Genomic DNA, 14,485 nt, shown 5'->3' with positions numbered 1-14,485 from the left:
CAAAGGTGATGGTCAGTCCAGATATTCTAGACTTCGCGGACTGACAACGACGTTTTAATGCCTTCGCCTGAGCGACTTTCGGCAAGTAATGGTTATCCCGACCGGCTGATTGTGCTGTGACTTACTTTCAGACGTTTTCCTATCTCCCGAAAACTGAAACCCTCGCGTAAATAGGCCTCAATCTGGTATCGTTGTCCCTCGATCAACTGCTTGTAATTCATGGTAACTACTCATGTTTGTTTGGCGACTACAGAGTATCACCAACAGGCAGTTGATCTCTCCTCACCGTTTAACCATGAGTGGTGCACTTATTATCTGAATTCGGGTCCCTATAAACTGCAAGCTTTCACTTCTTTGTAGTGCCTTGCTGTTTTGCACAGAAGCCTGTTACCGACTTATCCCGGCAACAATTCACTACGCGACTCCTCGGCAAACATATCCAGCATCCATTCGCGGAACGCGACGATTTTACCTAACTCGGCATGCTTTTGCTGGCACACCAGATAATAGGCATCTTTGCTAACCAGAACCTCCTGGAACGGACAGACCAAACGCCCGGCCTTGATGTCGGGGCGGGCGAGCACGCTGTAGCCCAGAGCAACCCCCTGGCCATGGGCCGCCGCCTGCAGTACCAGAGATGAATGGCTGAAAATCGGCCCCTGATTCACATTGACATCTGTTACGCCACATTGACGGAACCAGGCCTGCCAGTCATGGCGGCTCATATCATGCAGCAGAGTGTGATACTTGAGATCGGCAGGCTTTTCCAATGGTTTGGGACCGTTGAGCAGCATTGGCGAACACACGGGGATCAGCACTTCGTTGCGCAGTTTGTCGGCCCTGAGCCCAGGCCAGTTGCCCTGACCATAGTAAATAGCTACATCCACATCGTCTGACAGGGCACTGAACTCGGCATCCACCGCCTTGATCCGCACATCGATATCGGGATTCTTCTCGCTGAATTTCGCCAGACGCGGCACCAGCCACTGAATGGCAAAGCTGGGCGACATGCTGACTGTCAAGGACCCCACAGCGCTACGGGCCAACAGCCTGTCGGTGGCATCCGACAGTTGAGTAAAAATATCCTTGATATCGAGGAAGTAGCTTTGCCCCTCTTCGGTCAGCAGCAGCGAGCGGTTCTTTCGGCGAAATAATTTTAATCCCAGAAAGTCTTCCAGCGCCTTGATCTGATGACTCACTGCGGCCTGGGTAACGAACAGTTCTTCGGCGGCGCGGGTAAAGCTCAAATGCCTTGCTGCCGCCTCGAACGCCTTAACCGCATTCAGCGGAGGAAGTCGTTTTGACATAGTGATCCACTTCTCGTTTTTTAATTAGTTTTTCTAATCCAGATTGTTACATTTTATCGTTTGTTAAAGCCAGCGCTTTTGATTAAATTTCACCCCGAAAAGTTGAATATTCAGACAATCTCTGAGCAGTCGAAGGGAAGGTCTGACACTGGCACTCAGTGCCCGTTCTCACCCGGAGGCATCCCATGTTGAACTTTAAATCCGCTTTTGTGCTCTTGCTGCTTGGCATGAGCACCAGCGCAGTGGCCGCGGAAAACCTTTCTGCGCCAACGCAAGCTCGTCCACTGCCCAGAGTCGCTGTCGAAGCCCCTGCGGTGCAGATAGACTTCAAACTGCTTGAGCAGGAGCTGAGCCGTAACATTGCCGCCAGCGGCGAAGAGCTCAGAACCCATGCGCTGGACGAGCCGACACTGCTGTTGGCCGAAGACGCGGCAGCCAGTCCATCAAAGGTTCAGCTTAACTGAGCCCCAAAGGACTTCGCTGAACGTCAGCAGCAAAAAGCCGCCTCAATAGAGGCGGCTTTTTGTTTATCAAGGGCGGTAAACCTTGACGTTACCATGCCCTTGCTCCTGAAGGTAGAGCGCCTGCAGTTTGCTCATCACGCCGCGGTCGCAATAGAGCAGATAGGTCTTGCTGCTATCGAGCTCGGCAAAGGCGCTGGCCAGTTTAAAGAAAGGAATATGAACTATCTCGGCACCTTCCAGTTGCAACGGCTTGCTCTCTTCCTCTTCCGGCGCCCTGATATCCAGCACCACTTCACCCTGGCCGACACTGGCGACGGTTTCGGTTTCCGTTACTTTGGTATCCATGTCGGTTGCTATCTCCCGAATATCCATAACCACGGCATCGGCGATAATCCTGTCCAGCAGATCTTCAGAAAACTTGGTTTCCTCGGCTTCGACCTTGGACAATACTGCCTTGACCGTTGGCTTCTGTGAAATCACGCCGCAGTATTCAGGCATGGACTTGGCAAAGTCTTCCGTACCTATCTTGCGGCTCTCGTTGATGATGTCCTGCTTGTCCATGGTGATCAAAGGTCTGAGGATCAGGGTATCGACACAGCGGTCAATCACATTGAGGTTGGTCAAGGTTTGGCTGGATACCTGTCCCAGGCTCTCACCTGTGACCAGCGCCTGAACTCCCATACGCTCCGCCACTCTGGCCGCGGCGCGCATCATCATCCGCTTGAGTATGACGCCCATCAGGCCATTGTCTATACGCTCGAGAATTTCGGCCACTACGGGCTCAAAGGGAACTGTCACAAACTTGACTTTATGCGACTCGCCATAAGTCTTCCACAAATGGTGCGCCACCTGCTTAACTCCGATTTCGTGCTGGGCACCGCCCAGGTTGAAGAAGCAATAGTGGGTACGGGAACCCTTCTTGATAAATTGGAAACTGGATACCCCTGAGTCAAAACCGCCTGAGATCAGGGACAGCACATCTTCCTGGGTCGCGATCGGGAATCCACCAAGCCCGGGGATCTTTTTCTCTACCAGGTAGAGTTTGTCGTTGTTGATCTCCAGATGAATGGTCATATCCGGGTCTTTGAGGCGCACACCGGCAGCTTCGGTAAACTGGTTCAGGCCACCACCTACATAACGCTCCACATCCTGCGAACTGAAGTCGTGCTTGCCACTGCGCTTGGCGCGGACACAGAAGGTCTTGCCCGCCAGCTCGTCAGCATACACCTTGAGAGCATGCTGGTAGATATCATCAACAGTTTCAAAGTTGTATTCATTGACTTGGCTGATGGTAGAAATCCCGGGAATACAAGCTAAACGCTCGGCAAACACTTGCTTTAGCTGGGGTTTGTCTTTGGGAACCTGCACCATAATCCGATCCCACTGACGGGTAACGGCAGCGTCTTCATCCACTTTTTTGAGTACATTGCGGATATTGGACTCGAGCATCTTGGTAAAACGCATTCTTACCGGTTTACTCTTCATCATGATTTCTGGATACAGCTTTACGATAAACTTCATGGGGATCCCGAGGAAAAAAAATTTCAAACAGCAATCGTGGGATTATAACAAAGACCCGCTAACTGGCACAGAGATTTGCCACTCCAAAGCCGTGTCCGGATTGCAGATGCCTAAAAAAAGCAGCCGTTTTCAGGCTGCTGTGATTCTGATGCTGCTGCGCCATCAAAGATTGGGATCGACTTCAATCTCATCAGACTCTTTGGCCTTGCCCTGCTCAATGGAGATTTCCACCCTGCGATTACGGGCGCGATTCTCCGGCGAATCATTCGGCACCAAAGACGCAGTGGAGGCCATGCCCACCACTTTCATTCTGCTGGCATCAAAGCCGGGCACCTTGACCAATTCGTGGGCCACGGCCACGGCCCGCTGGCTGGACAGGTCCCAGTTGGAACTATACAGCTCATTGCTTATCTGCATGTCATCGGTGTGGCCGGAGACAGTGATGATCCCGGGCACATCTTTGAGTAGCTCACCAACCGCCTGCACCACAGGCTTGAACCTGGGCTGCAGGAACCCCGAACCTGAGGCAAAGGCGCCCTTCTCCCGAATACGGATGATAATCTGCTGCCCCAGAGACTCGATTTCAATAGCGCCATCCACTATCTCTTTGTTGAGCGCCTCGGCCATCTTCTTGACCTGCTCGTTAATCTGATCCTGAGCTGCCTGCTGCTCCTGGGTCTTCTTGTCTTCGGCCTGCTCTTGCGCCGTGGCCGAAGCCTCGCCGCCACGCTGCTCGCCCCTTTGCTGCTGCACGCCACCGGCACTGTCGTCATCCCCTTCCTGATACTCGAGGATCTGCTGGGTCATCTCGTTGGTTTGCTGGTTAATTATTTCAATCGGGGTGGGATCCGGACGTCCGGGGCGAAACTCCAGCGCAATCACTGAGGTGCCTTTGGGAATATCTTTCACTTCCACCTTGTTCTGCACCCCGAAGGCGTATTTCATCGAGCCGGCTATCTGTTTGAACTTCATGACATCCATTTCAGAGAAAGCCAGCAGCAACACGAAGAAACACATCAGCAGCGACATCAGGTCGGCAAAGGTTGCCAGCCACATGGGTGCACCGGGTGGCGGACAATCACACTTGGGCTTGGCCATAGTGCTACTCTCCGTCCGTTGTATCTATTTTGCGCTGTTTCTCTGACAGGTAGTTTTTGAGGAAGCCCTCAATCACCCTGGGGTTCTGGCCATCCTGAATAGCCAGTACAGCGTCCATAATCAGATTGCGGTTAAGCATCTCTTCGTTCATCCGCAGCGCCAGTTTATCGGCAATCGGGATCGCCACCATATTGGCAATAATGGCGCCGTACAAGGTGGTCAACAAGGCCACCGCCATTGCCGGGCCGATGGATTTGGGGTCATCCATGTTGGACAACATGGCCACCAGACCAATCAGAGTACCTATCATACCCATAGCCGGTGCCACATCACCCAGAGCCTTGAAGATACTGATCCCCGCCTTATGGCGCTCTTCGGTCAGTTGAATATCTTTCTCCAGCGCTTCACGCACCACATCGCCGTCATGGCCGTCCACCAGCATATCAACCGCTTTTTGCATAAAACTGTTGGAAATTTGCGCCTCTTCCAGCGCCAGAAAGCCCCCTTTACGGGCAGCGTCTGCCATGGTAACCGACTGTTCAATCAACTCTTCAGGTTTATCCAGTTTGAACATAAACGCCTTGGCGGCAATCTTGACCGCCCCTAAAAACTGCTTGAGGTTGAACTTCATCATCACCACAAACAGCGAGCCGACAAGCACGATCAATACAGAGGGTACATCGATAAAGATGGCAATGCCGCCACTGCTGACCATTGCCATGATAATAAAAGCAAAAGCACCTACCAGTCCTATCAGGGTTGCTAAATCCACAGTGGCTCCTCACCTCTAAAGCAGACCCGACACAGTGTGGCCGGGATCTCTATCCCATACAAGCCGATCCGCCCCAAAGGGTGATATAGGATCTTGGCTATTCACAGGAGATGAATATGATAATTTTCAATAGTTTCTATTTTGAGTTATCGGACAGGGCTTAAGCAAGTTTAGGAAGATTTTAATTTTCTCTAAAAAAAATCAGCGACAAAGCGTGCTGTTGAGCAAATAACGGGCGCTTCAATTTGACCCTTATCGCGCCCTGATATACCTTGTGTCACGCTGAACATAACGCCAAGACACCTGCAGCCCTCCCTCTCTCCTTTTACCTTTGCACCGTGCCAATCAGGTCGCAGGAATGGGCCGGCAACCAAGGTGCATCAAGGAAACTGATTGTGGCCAAAAAACCCGAAAATCTGAGTTTTGAAGAATCTCTCAACGAGCTGGAACGCATAGTCGTCGAACTGGAACGCGGTGAAGTATCGCTGGACGACGCGCTAAAACAGTTCGAACGTGGCATAGGTTTGGTGCGCAGCAGCCAAGCCAAACTGGAACAGGCACAGCAGAAAGTAGCCATACTGCTGGCACAGGATCCCCAGGCGCCATTGAGCCCATTTACAGTCGAGGGTGAGTGAGTGTTAACCCAAGCTATTAACCAATACCAGCAGAGAGTCAATCAAAGAATTGCCACCATACTGGACACCCTGGATGATACCGAGCCCAGACTCAAGGCCGCCATGCGTCATGGAGCCCTGCTGGGTGGAAAGCGTATTCGGCCGTTTCTGGTCTACTCTGTAGGCGAGATGCTCGGCGTCCCCCTTGAGCGTCTCGATGATTGCGCCGCCGCCATAGAATGTATTCACGCCTATTCGCTGATCCATGACGATCTGCCGGCCATGGACGACGATGCCCTGCGCCGCGGTCAGCCAACCGTGCATATCGCCTTTAACGAAGCCACCGCTATTCTGGCCGGTGATGCCTTGCAGACCTTGGCCTTTGAACTTATCAGCAGCGACATTGAAGGCCTCAGCGACCGCCAACACCTGCGTCTGGTACAGGCGCTGGCAAAAGCATCCGGCTACCGCGGTATGTGCGGCGGCCAGGCGCAGGATCTCAATGCCACCGACAAAGAGATCTCGCTTGAGCAACTCACCGCCTTGCACAGATTGAAGACAGGGGCCCTTATCCGCTGCGCCGTCGAGTTTGCGGTCATTGCCGCCGATATTGACGCCAAAGAAGAACAAGCACTGCTGGAATACGCCGATGCCGTGGGCCTGGCGTTCCAGGTACAGGATGACATTCTCGATATTACCGGCAGCACAGAAGAGCTTGGCAAACCCCAGGGTTCGGATCTCGATGCCAACAAGAGTACCTACCCGAAACTGTTGGGGCTGGAAGGCGCCAAGACTACAGCTCAAAAACTGCTGGAAGATGCACTATCAGCGCTGGCAAAATTGCCATACAATAGCCAGTTAATTGCCGAATTCGCCCGCTATATCGTTGAGCGAAGAGTATAAAAAGAGACAAAGTATCTCGTTATGAGTCTGGATATCACTCAGTTTCCTGTGCTGGCACAGGCCAATACCCCGGAAGAGTTACGTCAACTTCCACAAAGCCTGCTCCCTCAGCTGGCCGACGAGCTCAGGGAGTTTTTATTAAAATCTGTGGGCATGTCGAGCGGTCACTTTGCCTCTGGCTTAGGTACGGTCGAACTGACCGTGGCGCTGCATTATGTCTACAACACCCCGTTTGACCGCCTGGTCTGGGATGTGGGCCATCAAGCCTATCCGCACAAGATCCTTACCGGTCGTCGCGATCGCATGCCTACCATACGCCAAAAAGGTGGTCTGCATCCTTTCCCCTGGCGGGAAGAGAGTGAGTACGACACCTTCAGTGTCGGCCACTCCGGCACCTCAATTTCCGCCGCACTGGCAATGGCGGTCGCCGCGGATAAAGAACAGGCCGGCCGCAAGGTAGTAGCCGTGATAGGCGATGGTGCCATGACAGGCGGCATGGTGTTTGAAGCCATGAACCACGCCGGCGATCTGCACAAAGACATGCTGATGGTGCTCAACGACAACGAGATGTCTATCTCGGAAAACGTCGGCGCCCTCAATAACCACCTGGCACAGCTGATGTCAGGCCGCTTCTACACCACGATACGAGAAGGCGGCAAGAAAGTACTCAAGGGCATGCCCGTCATCAAAGAGATGGCGCGCCGCACCGAGGAACACCTTAAAGGCATGGTGGTACCGGGAACCCTGTTTGAAGAGCTGGGATTTAACTACATAGGTCCTATCGATGGCCATGATGTGGATGCTCTGGTAGAAACCCTGCGTAACATGCGCAGCCTCAAGGGGCCGCAGGTGCTGCATATCATGACCAAGAAAGGCAAAGGTTATGAGCCTGCGGAGAAAGATCCCATCGGCTGGCATGCTGTGCCCAAGTTTGACCCTTCACAATTTTGCAAACCGGTCACCAAACCCGGGAAACCCAGTTTTTCCCAGGTGTTCGGCAAATGGTTGTGCGACATTGCCGCCAAGGATGACAAGGTACTGGGGATCACCCCGGCCATGCGCGAAGGCTCCGGCATGGTGGAGTTCTCCCAGAAATTCCCCGAGCAATACTTCGATGCCGCCATCGCCGAGCAACATGCAGTGACCTTAGGTGCCGGCTTTGCCTGTGAAGGCTATAAACCGGTAGTGGCCATTTACTCCACCTTCCTGCAGCGCGGCTATGATCAGTTGATCCACGATGTGGCATTGCAGCGCCTGCCAGTACTGTTTGCCATTGACCGCGGCGGCATTGTGGGCGCCGATGGCCCTACCCATCAGGGCGCCTTCGATCTCAGCTACCTGCGCTGCGTACCCAACATGGTGATAATGGCGCCATCCGATGAAAACGAATGTCGGCAGATGCTTTACACCGGCTACTGCTACGATAAGGGCCCAAGCGCAGTGCGCTACCCTCGCGGCAGTGCAACCGGCGCCGAGCAGGTTGAAGAGATGACGGCGATGGCGATAGGTAAAGGCCTTGTTAGACGTCAGGGCAAACAGATTGCCATTCTTAACTTCGGCACTACCCTGGCTGCCAGCCTGGAAGCCGCCGAAAGCCTCAATGCCACAGTCGCCGATATGCGCTTTGTCAAACCCTTGGATGAAGATTTGATCAAGGAACTGGCCGCCAATCACGACTTGCTGGTAACAGTGGAAGAAAACGCCATCATGGGCGGCGCAGGCAGTGGCGTGCTCGAGTATCTGGCCAGCCAGGGGATCAGCAAGCCTTTGCTGCAAATTGGTCTGCCGGATGAATTTATCAAACACGGCTCACCGGAAGAGATACTGACTGAACTCAAGCTGGATGCCAGTGGTATTCTCGAGCAGATCCAAAACCGGCTCGCATAAGGTAAGCATACGCTACCATTAAAAAAAACCGCCTCAGGGCGGTTTTTTGCTTCTCCGACCACAGGAAAGCCAACTAGAGTTAAACTGAGATAGCCAAGCCGTGTCTGCAAAATAATACCTTGGCATTCTCTTATGGTTTTGGGCTTTAGCAAAGGAGGCGCCGTGCCGGAAAGCAGGGCTTTGGTGTTGGGGGGCGGTGGTGCCAGGGCGGCCTATCAGGTTGGGGTGCTCAAGGCGCTGGTACAGTTTTATCCCCGCAATCACGCCATTCCATTCAAGATTGTTTGCGGCACATCGGCCGGAGCCATCAATGGCACCGCCATCGCTACCCACGCCTCCTGCTTTCACCTGGGACTGAGAAAGCTGGAATGGATCTGGCGTAATATCCACACAGAGAGAGTCTACCGCGCCTCCAATACCGGCGTGCTGGCACACCTGGCGAAGATGGCCCTTCGTGGCATGCAGGGAGATCTGGTCAATACCGACGCCGGCAGTTTGCTGGACAATGAACCCTTGCGGCAACTACTCAATGAGCTGATTAACTTCGAGCGAATCGATCGCAACATCCGCGGCGGCTCCCTGATGGCGCTGAGCATTGACACCTCTTGCTACAACAGCTCCCGCTCCGTGACCTTCTTTCAGGCCCACAAAGAGTTGGAAAACTGGCAAAGGGCCAGACGCAGCGGCGAGCGCACCCGGCTGCACACAGAGCACCTGATGGCCAGCTCCGCCATTCCTATGGTGTTTCCCTCAATTAAGCTGTCCCAGTCCTACTATGGCGATGGCTCAGTGCATCAATTGGCGCCGCTTTCCAGCCCGATACATCTGGGCGCCAAGCGGATCATGGTGATCAACCTGGACAGCCCACACAAGAACACGCCCCTTGAATTGGATTATCATCCCAAGACGGCCACCATTGCCGGTCATCTGCTGGATACCATATTTTCCGATACCCTGAACTCAGATCTGGAGCGGCTCAGGCGCATCAACAGCACTCTGGCGCTGGTGCCGGAACCGAGTCGCCAACAGTTGGATTTGAGGCCGATTGATACTTTGGTGATTAAACCCAGTGAAGATCTCAGTGAGCTGGCCAAGCGTTACTATCAGGAGATGCCCTTCGCCATTCGCCGGCTACTGGCTTTGATTGGCATAGATAGCCAGTCGGACACCAGTATTGTGTCTTATCTGCTGTTTGAAAACGCCTACACAGGCGCCCTGATAGATTTGGGCTATCAGGACGCCATGTGCCAGATTGATGAATTGAAAGCCTTTTTCGATATCAGTTGAACATGGATCAGGCGAAAAAGATAAGTAGAGCCAGCACCAGCAACACTGAGACCAAAGTTACGGCAAATGTTGGGGTGGTGCCTTGCTGTCGCTCATTGTCGGTCACGGTTATGTTCTCAGCGCCCTGCTGTAAACCACCGGCATCCGTCTCCAGGTTATCGCCCCTGGTTTGCACTATCTGGTGGCGCTGAAACCGAATAAAGGGCTGGCTTGGGTCACCGACATAGAGACGCACTTCCCCCGTTTGACTTCGGCTCACCAGCGGCGGCAGTATGGTCAGCGCATCCAACTGATAATCCAAAGTCAAATCTTTCAGTTGGACAAGCGTATACCCCAGCGCCTTGGCCTGATCCTGCAAGGCGGCCGACATCTCGTAGCTGGCCAGCTCGGCATCGAGAATAATCAGCTTACCGGGTTTGCCATCGGCCTGTTGCCACAGACAGTCGGCCAGCCAGATCCCCTTGAGTGAGCCGTAACGGGCAAACAGTGCTTCCACCAGCTCCCAGGCGTCGGCTTCTCCGGTGAGCCAAGGGCTAATTTCCACATTGTTGACCCGCAGCACACAATCTTCCCCATTGAGGCGCGCCGCCATATAGCTCAGGTAGGTTTGCTGCTCTTCCCGCGGCAGCACGAGTTTGCCCGCCAGCTCCAGCAACAACACCTCATTGACATGAGCGGTCAGAATAAGCCGTTGCCAATGCATGGGTTTGAGATAGTAATCAGCCGGTTGTTTAAGATTCTCTGCAAGCACCCGGCTCGCGTCCTGCTCAGCCATCATGGGAAGGTAAGCATAACAATGACTGGCCTGTTCATTGCCATCAATATTCGCCGGCAGGATCAGCGGCACATCACCATCACGGCAAAACAGCAGCTGCTGGGTAGAAGTCAAAATCTCAAACAGTTCCTCGAACGAGATATCGGGGCCATCATTACTGTCATGGGTCACGGTTGCCAACTCCTTGTAGGTCACTCGGGTTTGCGCTTATTCAGAAAAAGTCGCTGCAACATGCAGCCAAGCGGTCCTTCCCGGCATTCAGCTCCACAAAGGTCGCAGAGTACCCCATTTAAAGTACAAATAAAACCAACGCCAACGGCCGGGCAATCAGCCTTGAAGCAAAATAACTTCGGCTTTCTCCACCCTTCTGGGCTTACCGCGAATAAGCAAGGTATCACCGGCGCGGAACTGCCAATCTTCATCCGGCGGCTCGTACTCCCTGCCGCCGCGGCGCACGGCTCTCAGTTCCACCCTGAGCTGTTGCCAGGGGATCTCGGCACTGAATTTTCCCACGGCGCTGGCGCCTCTTGGCAGAGCCACTGCATGTAGTAATTCGAGAGAGAAGTCGGCTTCCTCACCGGAAAAGAAACCGTGCAGATACTGATAATGGTTGCGCCGCTCCGACTCCAGCCGTTTGAGGATCCGCGACAAGGGTACCCCTGACTGATACAATACCTGGGACACCAGCATCAAGCTGCCTTCCAGAGTTTCCGGAATAACCTGACTGGCACCGGCCTGCTCCAGTTGTTCAAGTTCGCTGTCATCCCGGGTGCGTACCATGATCTTCGCCTCGGGTGCCAGTTGCCGACACAATACCAAAGCCTCTTCCAACTGCGGTTGCTCGCAAAAGGTCAGCACTATGCTCTTGGCGTGGCGCACATTGGCTTGTTTGAGCAAACTGCGCTTACAAGCATCACCGAAATACACAGGCTCTCCGGCCCGGCGCGCCTCGGAAACCCGGGAGGGATCCCGGTCGAGGGCAATAAAAGGGATAGCTTCGGCCTTGAGAAACCGCCCTATGGTCTGCCCAACCCGGCCATAACCCAGCAGCAGAACCAGATCTTGTTGAGGATCCAAAGGCGGCAGGTTTTCTGCCGGTTCCGGCCTGGGTTTAAGGCCCTGCAGCAGCCGGGCTATGTCTATGCTATGACGCACCAATGCCGGCGCCAGCGCCATGGACAGCACAGCCACCATCACCAAAGTATTACTGACACTGGGGGCCAACAATTGATAACTCACTGCCAGTGCCAGCACCACGAATGAAAACTCCCCCACCTGTGCCAGACTGAGGCCGGTAGACATGGCTACCCGAAAAGGCTCTTTAACCAACCTCAGCAAAGTAAAGACAATAACTGTCTTACCGACTATCACCGCCAACAGCAACAGCAAGATTTGCCACCAATAGGCCAATACCAATCCGAAGTCGAGCAACATACCAATGGAGATAAAAAATAGCCCCATCAAGAGATCCCGAAACGGGCGAATATCTGCCTCCAACTGGCGCCGGTACTGGCTCTCGCCCAGAAGCATCCCCGCCATAAAGGCCCCCAATGCCATGGACAACCCCAACCATTGGGTAAAGGCACCGGTCAAGAGCGCGACCACCAGAGTCGACAACACAAACAACTCGTTGGAGCGGGAACGGGCGACTTCATCAAACAGTTTGGGCAGAGCCCACTTACCAAAGGCCATCAGCACAATAAAGGCCAGGATCCCTTTCCCCAGCGCGCTCCCAAGCTGCAAGGCCGTCAAAGGTTCGCTGCCATCGGCAAGCAAAGGCAGCAGAATAAGCAAGGGCACCACGGCTAAGTCCTGGAACAGCAACACACTGACCGACAGTTCGCCATGACGACGCTTGAGCCAGCCCTTGTCGTTAAGCAATTTCAACACTATGGCGGTGGAAGACAAAGCCGTCACTGAACCTATCACCAGCGCCTGAGTCACGTCGCTGATAAAAAGTAATCCGCCCCCCATGGCCAGCAAGGTGGTCAATACCACCTGAGCACTGCCGAGGCCAAATACAGTGCGGCGCATGGCCCAGAGCCTGGGTACGGAAAATTCCAGTCCCAGGGTAAACATCAGCAGTACCACTCCAAGTTCAGCTACCGACTGCATCTGGTGCTGCGAAAACCAATTGAATCCCGAGGGGCCGCTGATAACCCCGGTCAACAGATAAGCAAGAATAGCGGGCAAGCCTATGCGCCTGAGCAAGGCTATCGCTGTTATGGCGATAACCAGCATCAGAAGGATCTGGATAAAGAATCCATGTTCCATGCACACTCCCCCGCTATCAATGGTTCAGTTCATTATTCTGTCAGTGTCAAATACTTGTCACCGCAATATACTTAGCACTAAAAAGCTTAACTCAATGAGATCTCAATACAAATTAGCCCAAGGTCGACCAGGCACGAATCTTGCAGATTAACTATAGAAAAAGGTTCTGCCTTATTGGAGTATTTATGATGGACTTTGGTCTGGCAACAGAGTTTTACCCTGAAGACTATCAGTATCTGTCTGATCAACCTCAGGCTATCCACCCCAGAATGGATCTGCTGCAGGCGGTTCAACGGTTACACGCAAGTCTCGATCCGCGGACAGTATTTGCCTGCTATGGCAAGCTACTGCAACAATATTTGCCGGTACAGGGAGTGCAGTTACAAGTTCAAGGACATCAATTTCATTGGGGACGCACCTCTCAGAGCACAGTGAGCAGAGAACTGATCAGTAAACTGGGTACCGCCAAACTACTCTACCGGCTGCAAAGAGTATTGAGCCCGGTAGAGCAGGCAGAGCTTGAGCAGATAGAAGCCCTACTGTCACAACCGCTGTTCAACGCCATCGCCTATTCGCAGATGTCGGAGCAGGCGATGTTTGACTCCCTGACCGAGCTTGGCAACCGCCACTATTTCGGTCAGTGTATCCGCACCTCGCTCGCCAGAGCCGGACGGGCTCACAGCCCGATATCTCTGGTGGTGCTTGATCTGGATAATTTTAAGCAGCTCAACGACAGTCTCGGCCACAAGTTTGGTGACAGAGTGCTGACTCAGTTCGGCAAGCTGCTTAAGTGTGGCATCCGCAATGCCGACCAGGCTTTTCGCATAGGTGGCGACGAGTTTGTGGTATTGGTGGAAGGCAATCTGGAGTCGGCAGTGCGCATGAGCGAACGCTTGCTTGAAATGCTCACCAAGGAGCCCCTGTTTCAGCGCCACGGCATCGCCAGCAGTATAGGTATCGCCGTCTGGAGCGCCGGAATCAATCAGGATCAACTGTTTGAACAGGCTGACCGCGCGCTTTATCGCGCCAAGGCCACCGGCCGTAATAGATATTGTGTCGCGACCCGTGACTGAGACTAGCCGGCGATTGAGACTAGCCCGCGATCGAGACTATAAGTCGCGGTGCTGTGCCCCTCGATTTGCCCCTCGACCAAGAGGACTCTTTTGGTTTTCATATCAACCGCGCGGATTTGGTACTCAAGTCCATCTTCGCTAGTGATGAGTATTCGCCCTAAGCCACGTTATTTGCGCCAACGGCTGTCGGCGACATTGAGGGGGATTGGTGCAATTCTGTTAGCACTGAGTAGCTTGAAACATCTGAAGTGTCTTCAGACATACACCTAATTTCCAGGCACAGGCGGAACTGTGACCTTCCGAGCTAGGGATGGCGAGACAGAGCTTACAGGGACGTACTCGCAACAACTTCCCTGTTTAACGGCCAGCTCGTCATCCATGACTCGCGCTCGAAAGCATGTTGCTATGCAACTCTCGCCGAGTCACAGGATCGCCTGTGCGAGAGCGCACCGCAGGTGATTGGCTACAACTTAGCTAGCCGCTAGGATCAAGTTCATTGGTGAGTTTTGG

The 14,485-nt window shown here is 53.6% G+C and carries 12 protein-coding genes and 1 pseudogene; 6 read left to right on the top strand and 7 right to left on the bottom strand.

Annotated elements, in window-relative coordinates:
• Both RC73_RS21530 and RC73_RS18990 read right to left on the bottom strand, forming a co-directional pair.
• Positions 1-221 (bottom strand): annotated as a pseudogene (locus RC73_RS21530) (helix-turn-helix domain-containing protein); the annotation flags it as partial.
• A gap of 174 nt (positions 222-395) precedes the next feature.
• On the bottom strand, positions 396-1,307 hold the full coding sequence (locus RC73_RS18990) for a transcriptional regulator GcvA (protein WP_025012011.1): 912 nt from the start codon (positions 1,305-1,307) through the stop codon (positions 396-398).
• Between the two features lie 185 nt (positions 1,308-1,492).
• Here RC73_RS18990 and RC73_RS18985 point away from each other — a divergent pair, with 185 nt between their 5' ends.
• Positions 1,493-1,771, top strand: a complete 279-nt coding sequence (locus tag RC73_RS18985; protein ID WP_039036102.1) for a hypothetical protein — start codon at positions 1,493-1,495, stop codon at positions 1,769-1,771.
• Positions 1,772-1,837: 66 nt separating this feature from the next.
• Here the strand turns inward: RC73_RS18985 and thiI are convergent, their stop codons facing one another.
• The 3 genes from thiI to pomA form a co-directional block, all read right to left on the bottom strand.
• Positions 1,838-3,292, bottom strand: coding sequence for a tRNA uracil 4-sulfurtransferase ThiI (gene thiI / locus RC73_RS18980; protein ID WP_039036101.1), 1,455 nt, complete (start codon positions 3,290-3,292; stop codon positions 1,838-1,840).
• A 162-nt stretch (positions 3,293-3,454) separates the two neighbouring features.
• The gene (locus tag RC73_RS18975; protein WP_039036100.1) at positions 3,455-4,390 is read right to left on the bottom strand and encodes a flagellar motor protein MotB; all 936 of its coding nucleotides are present in this window, start codon (positions 4,388-4,390) and stop codon (positions 3,455-3,457) included.
• A gap of 4 nt (positions 4,391-4,394) precedes the next feature.
• Complete coding sequence (pomA, locus tag RC73_RS18970) at positions 4,395-5,162, bottom strand: flagellar motor protein PomA (RefSeq protein ID WP_039036099.1); 768 nt, start codon at positions 5,160-5,162, stop codon at positions 4,395-4,397.
• Positions 5,163-5,557: 395 nt separating this feature from the next.
• On the opposite strand from pomA, the gene xseB reads away from it, so the two are divergent.
• The 4 genes from xseB (at position 5,558) to RC73_RS18950 (ending at position 9,853) form a co-directional block, all read left to right on the top strand.
• Positions 5,558-5,797 (top strand): exodeoxyribonuclease VII small subunit, encoded by a 240-nt coding sequence (gene xseB, locus RC73_RS18965; RefSeq protein ID WP_039036098.1) that lies wholly within the window; start codon positions 5,558-5,560, stop codon positions 5,795-5,797.
• The gene (gene ispA / locus RC73_RS18960) at positions 5,798-6,679 is read left to right on the top strand and encodes a (2E,6E)-farnesyl diphosphate synthase (protein ID WP_039036097.1); all 882 of its coding nucleotides are present in this window, start codon (positions 5,798-5,800) and stop codon (positions 6,677-6,679) included.
• 21 nt (positions 6,680-6,700) lie between these two features.
• Complete coding sequence (gene dxs / locus RC73_RS18955; protein ID WP_039036096.1) at positions 6,701-8,566, top strand: 1-deoxy-D-xylulose-5-phosphate synthase; 1,866 nt, start codon at positions 6,701-6,703, stop codon at positions 8,564-8,566.
• A 162-nt stretch (positions 8,567-8,728) separates the two neighbouring features.
• Positions 8,729-9,853, top strand: a complete 1,125-nt coding sequence (locus tag RC73_RS18950) for a patatin-like phospholipase family protein (RefSeq protein ID WP_039036095.1) — start codon at positions 8,729-8,731, stop codon at positions 9,851-9,853.
• Positions 9,854-9,860: 7 nt separating this feature from the next.
• On the opposite strand, the gene RC73_RS18945 is transcribed toward RC73_RS18950, so the two are convergent.
• Both RC73_RS18945 and RC73_RS18940 read right to left on the bottom strand, forming a co-directional pair.
• Positions 9,861-10,823 (bottom strand): hypothetical protein, encoded by a 963-nt coding sequence (locus RC73_RS18945; protein ID WP_160289591.1) that lies wholly within the window; start codon positions 10,821-10,823, stop codon positions 9,861-9,863.
• 132 nt (positions 10,824-10,955) lie between these two features.
• Positions 10,956-12,902: a monovalent cation:proton antiporter-2 (CPA2) family protein gene (locus tag RC73_RS18940; RefSeq protein WP_039036093.1), complete on the bottom strand. Its 1,947-nt coding sequence runs from the start codon at positions 12,900-12,902 to the stop codon at positions 10,956-10,958.
• A gap of 185 nt (positions 12,903-13,087) precedes the next feature.
• Here RC73_RS18940 and dgcS point away from each other — a divergent pair, with 185 nt between their 5' ends.
• Complete coding sequence (gene dgcS / locus RC73_RS18935) at positions 13,088-13,975, top strand: diguanylate cyclase DgcS (protein WP_319618883.1); 888 nt, start codon at positions 13,088-13,090, stop codon at positions 13,973-13,975.
• The last annotated feature ends 510 nt before the right edge of the window (positions 13,976-14,485 follow it).

Source organism: Shewanella sp. ECSMB14102 (genome assembly GCF_000813075.1).
Classification (GTDB): Bacteria; Pseudomonadota; Gammaproteobacteria; order Enterobacterales; family Shewanellaceae; genus Shewanella; species Shewanella indica.
The sequence above is the reverse complement of the archived record's forward strand: the minus strand, read 5'-3'. Positions and strand labels throughout refer to the sequence as shown.

Excerpts from the sequence above, each read along its gene's own strand:
- RC73_RS18990 (WP_025012011.1), bottom strand. The coding sequence starts at position 1,307 with ATGTCAAAACGACTTCCTCCGCTGAATGCGGTTAAGGCGTTCGAGGCG.
- RC73_RS18975 (WP_039036100.1), bottom strand. The coding sequence starts at position 4,390 with ATGGCCAAGCCCAAGTGTGATTGTCCGCCACCCGGTGCACCCATGTGG.
- RC73_RS18985 (WP_039036102.1), top strand. The coding sequence starts at position 1,493 with ATGTTGAACTTTAAATCCGCTTTTGTGCTCTTGCTGCTTGGCATGAGC.
- thiI (WP_039036101.1), bottom strand. The coding sequence starts at position 3,292 with ATGAAGTTTATCGTAAAGCTGTATCCAGAAATCATGATGAAGAGTAAA.
- dgcS (WP_319618883.1), top strand. The coding sequence starts at position 13,088 with ATGATGGACTTTGGTCTGGCAACAGAGTTTTACCCTGAAGACTATCAG.
- RC73_RS18940 (WP_039036093.1), bottom strand. The coding sequence starts at position 12,902 with ATGGAACATGGATTCTTTATCCAGATCCTTCTGATGCTGGTTATCGCC.
- dxs (WP_039036096.1), top strand. The coding sequence starts at position 6,701 with ATGAGTCTGGATATCACTCAGTTTCCTGTGCTGGCACAGGCCAATACC.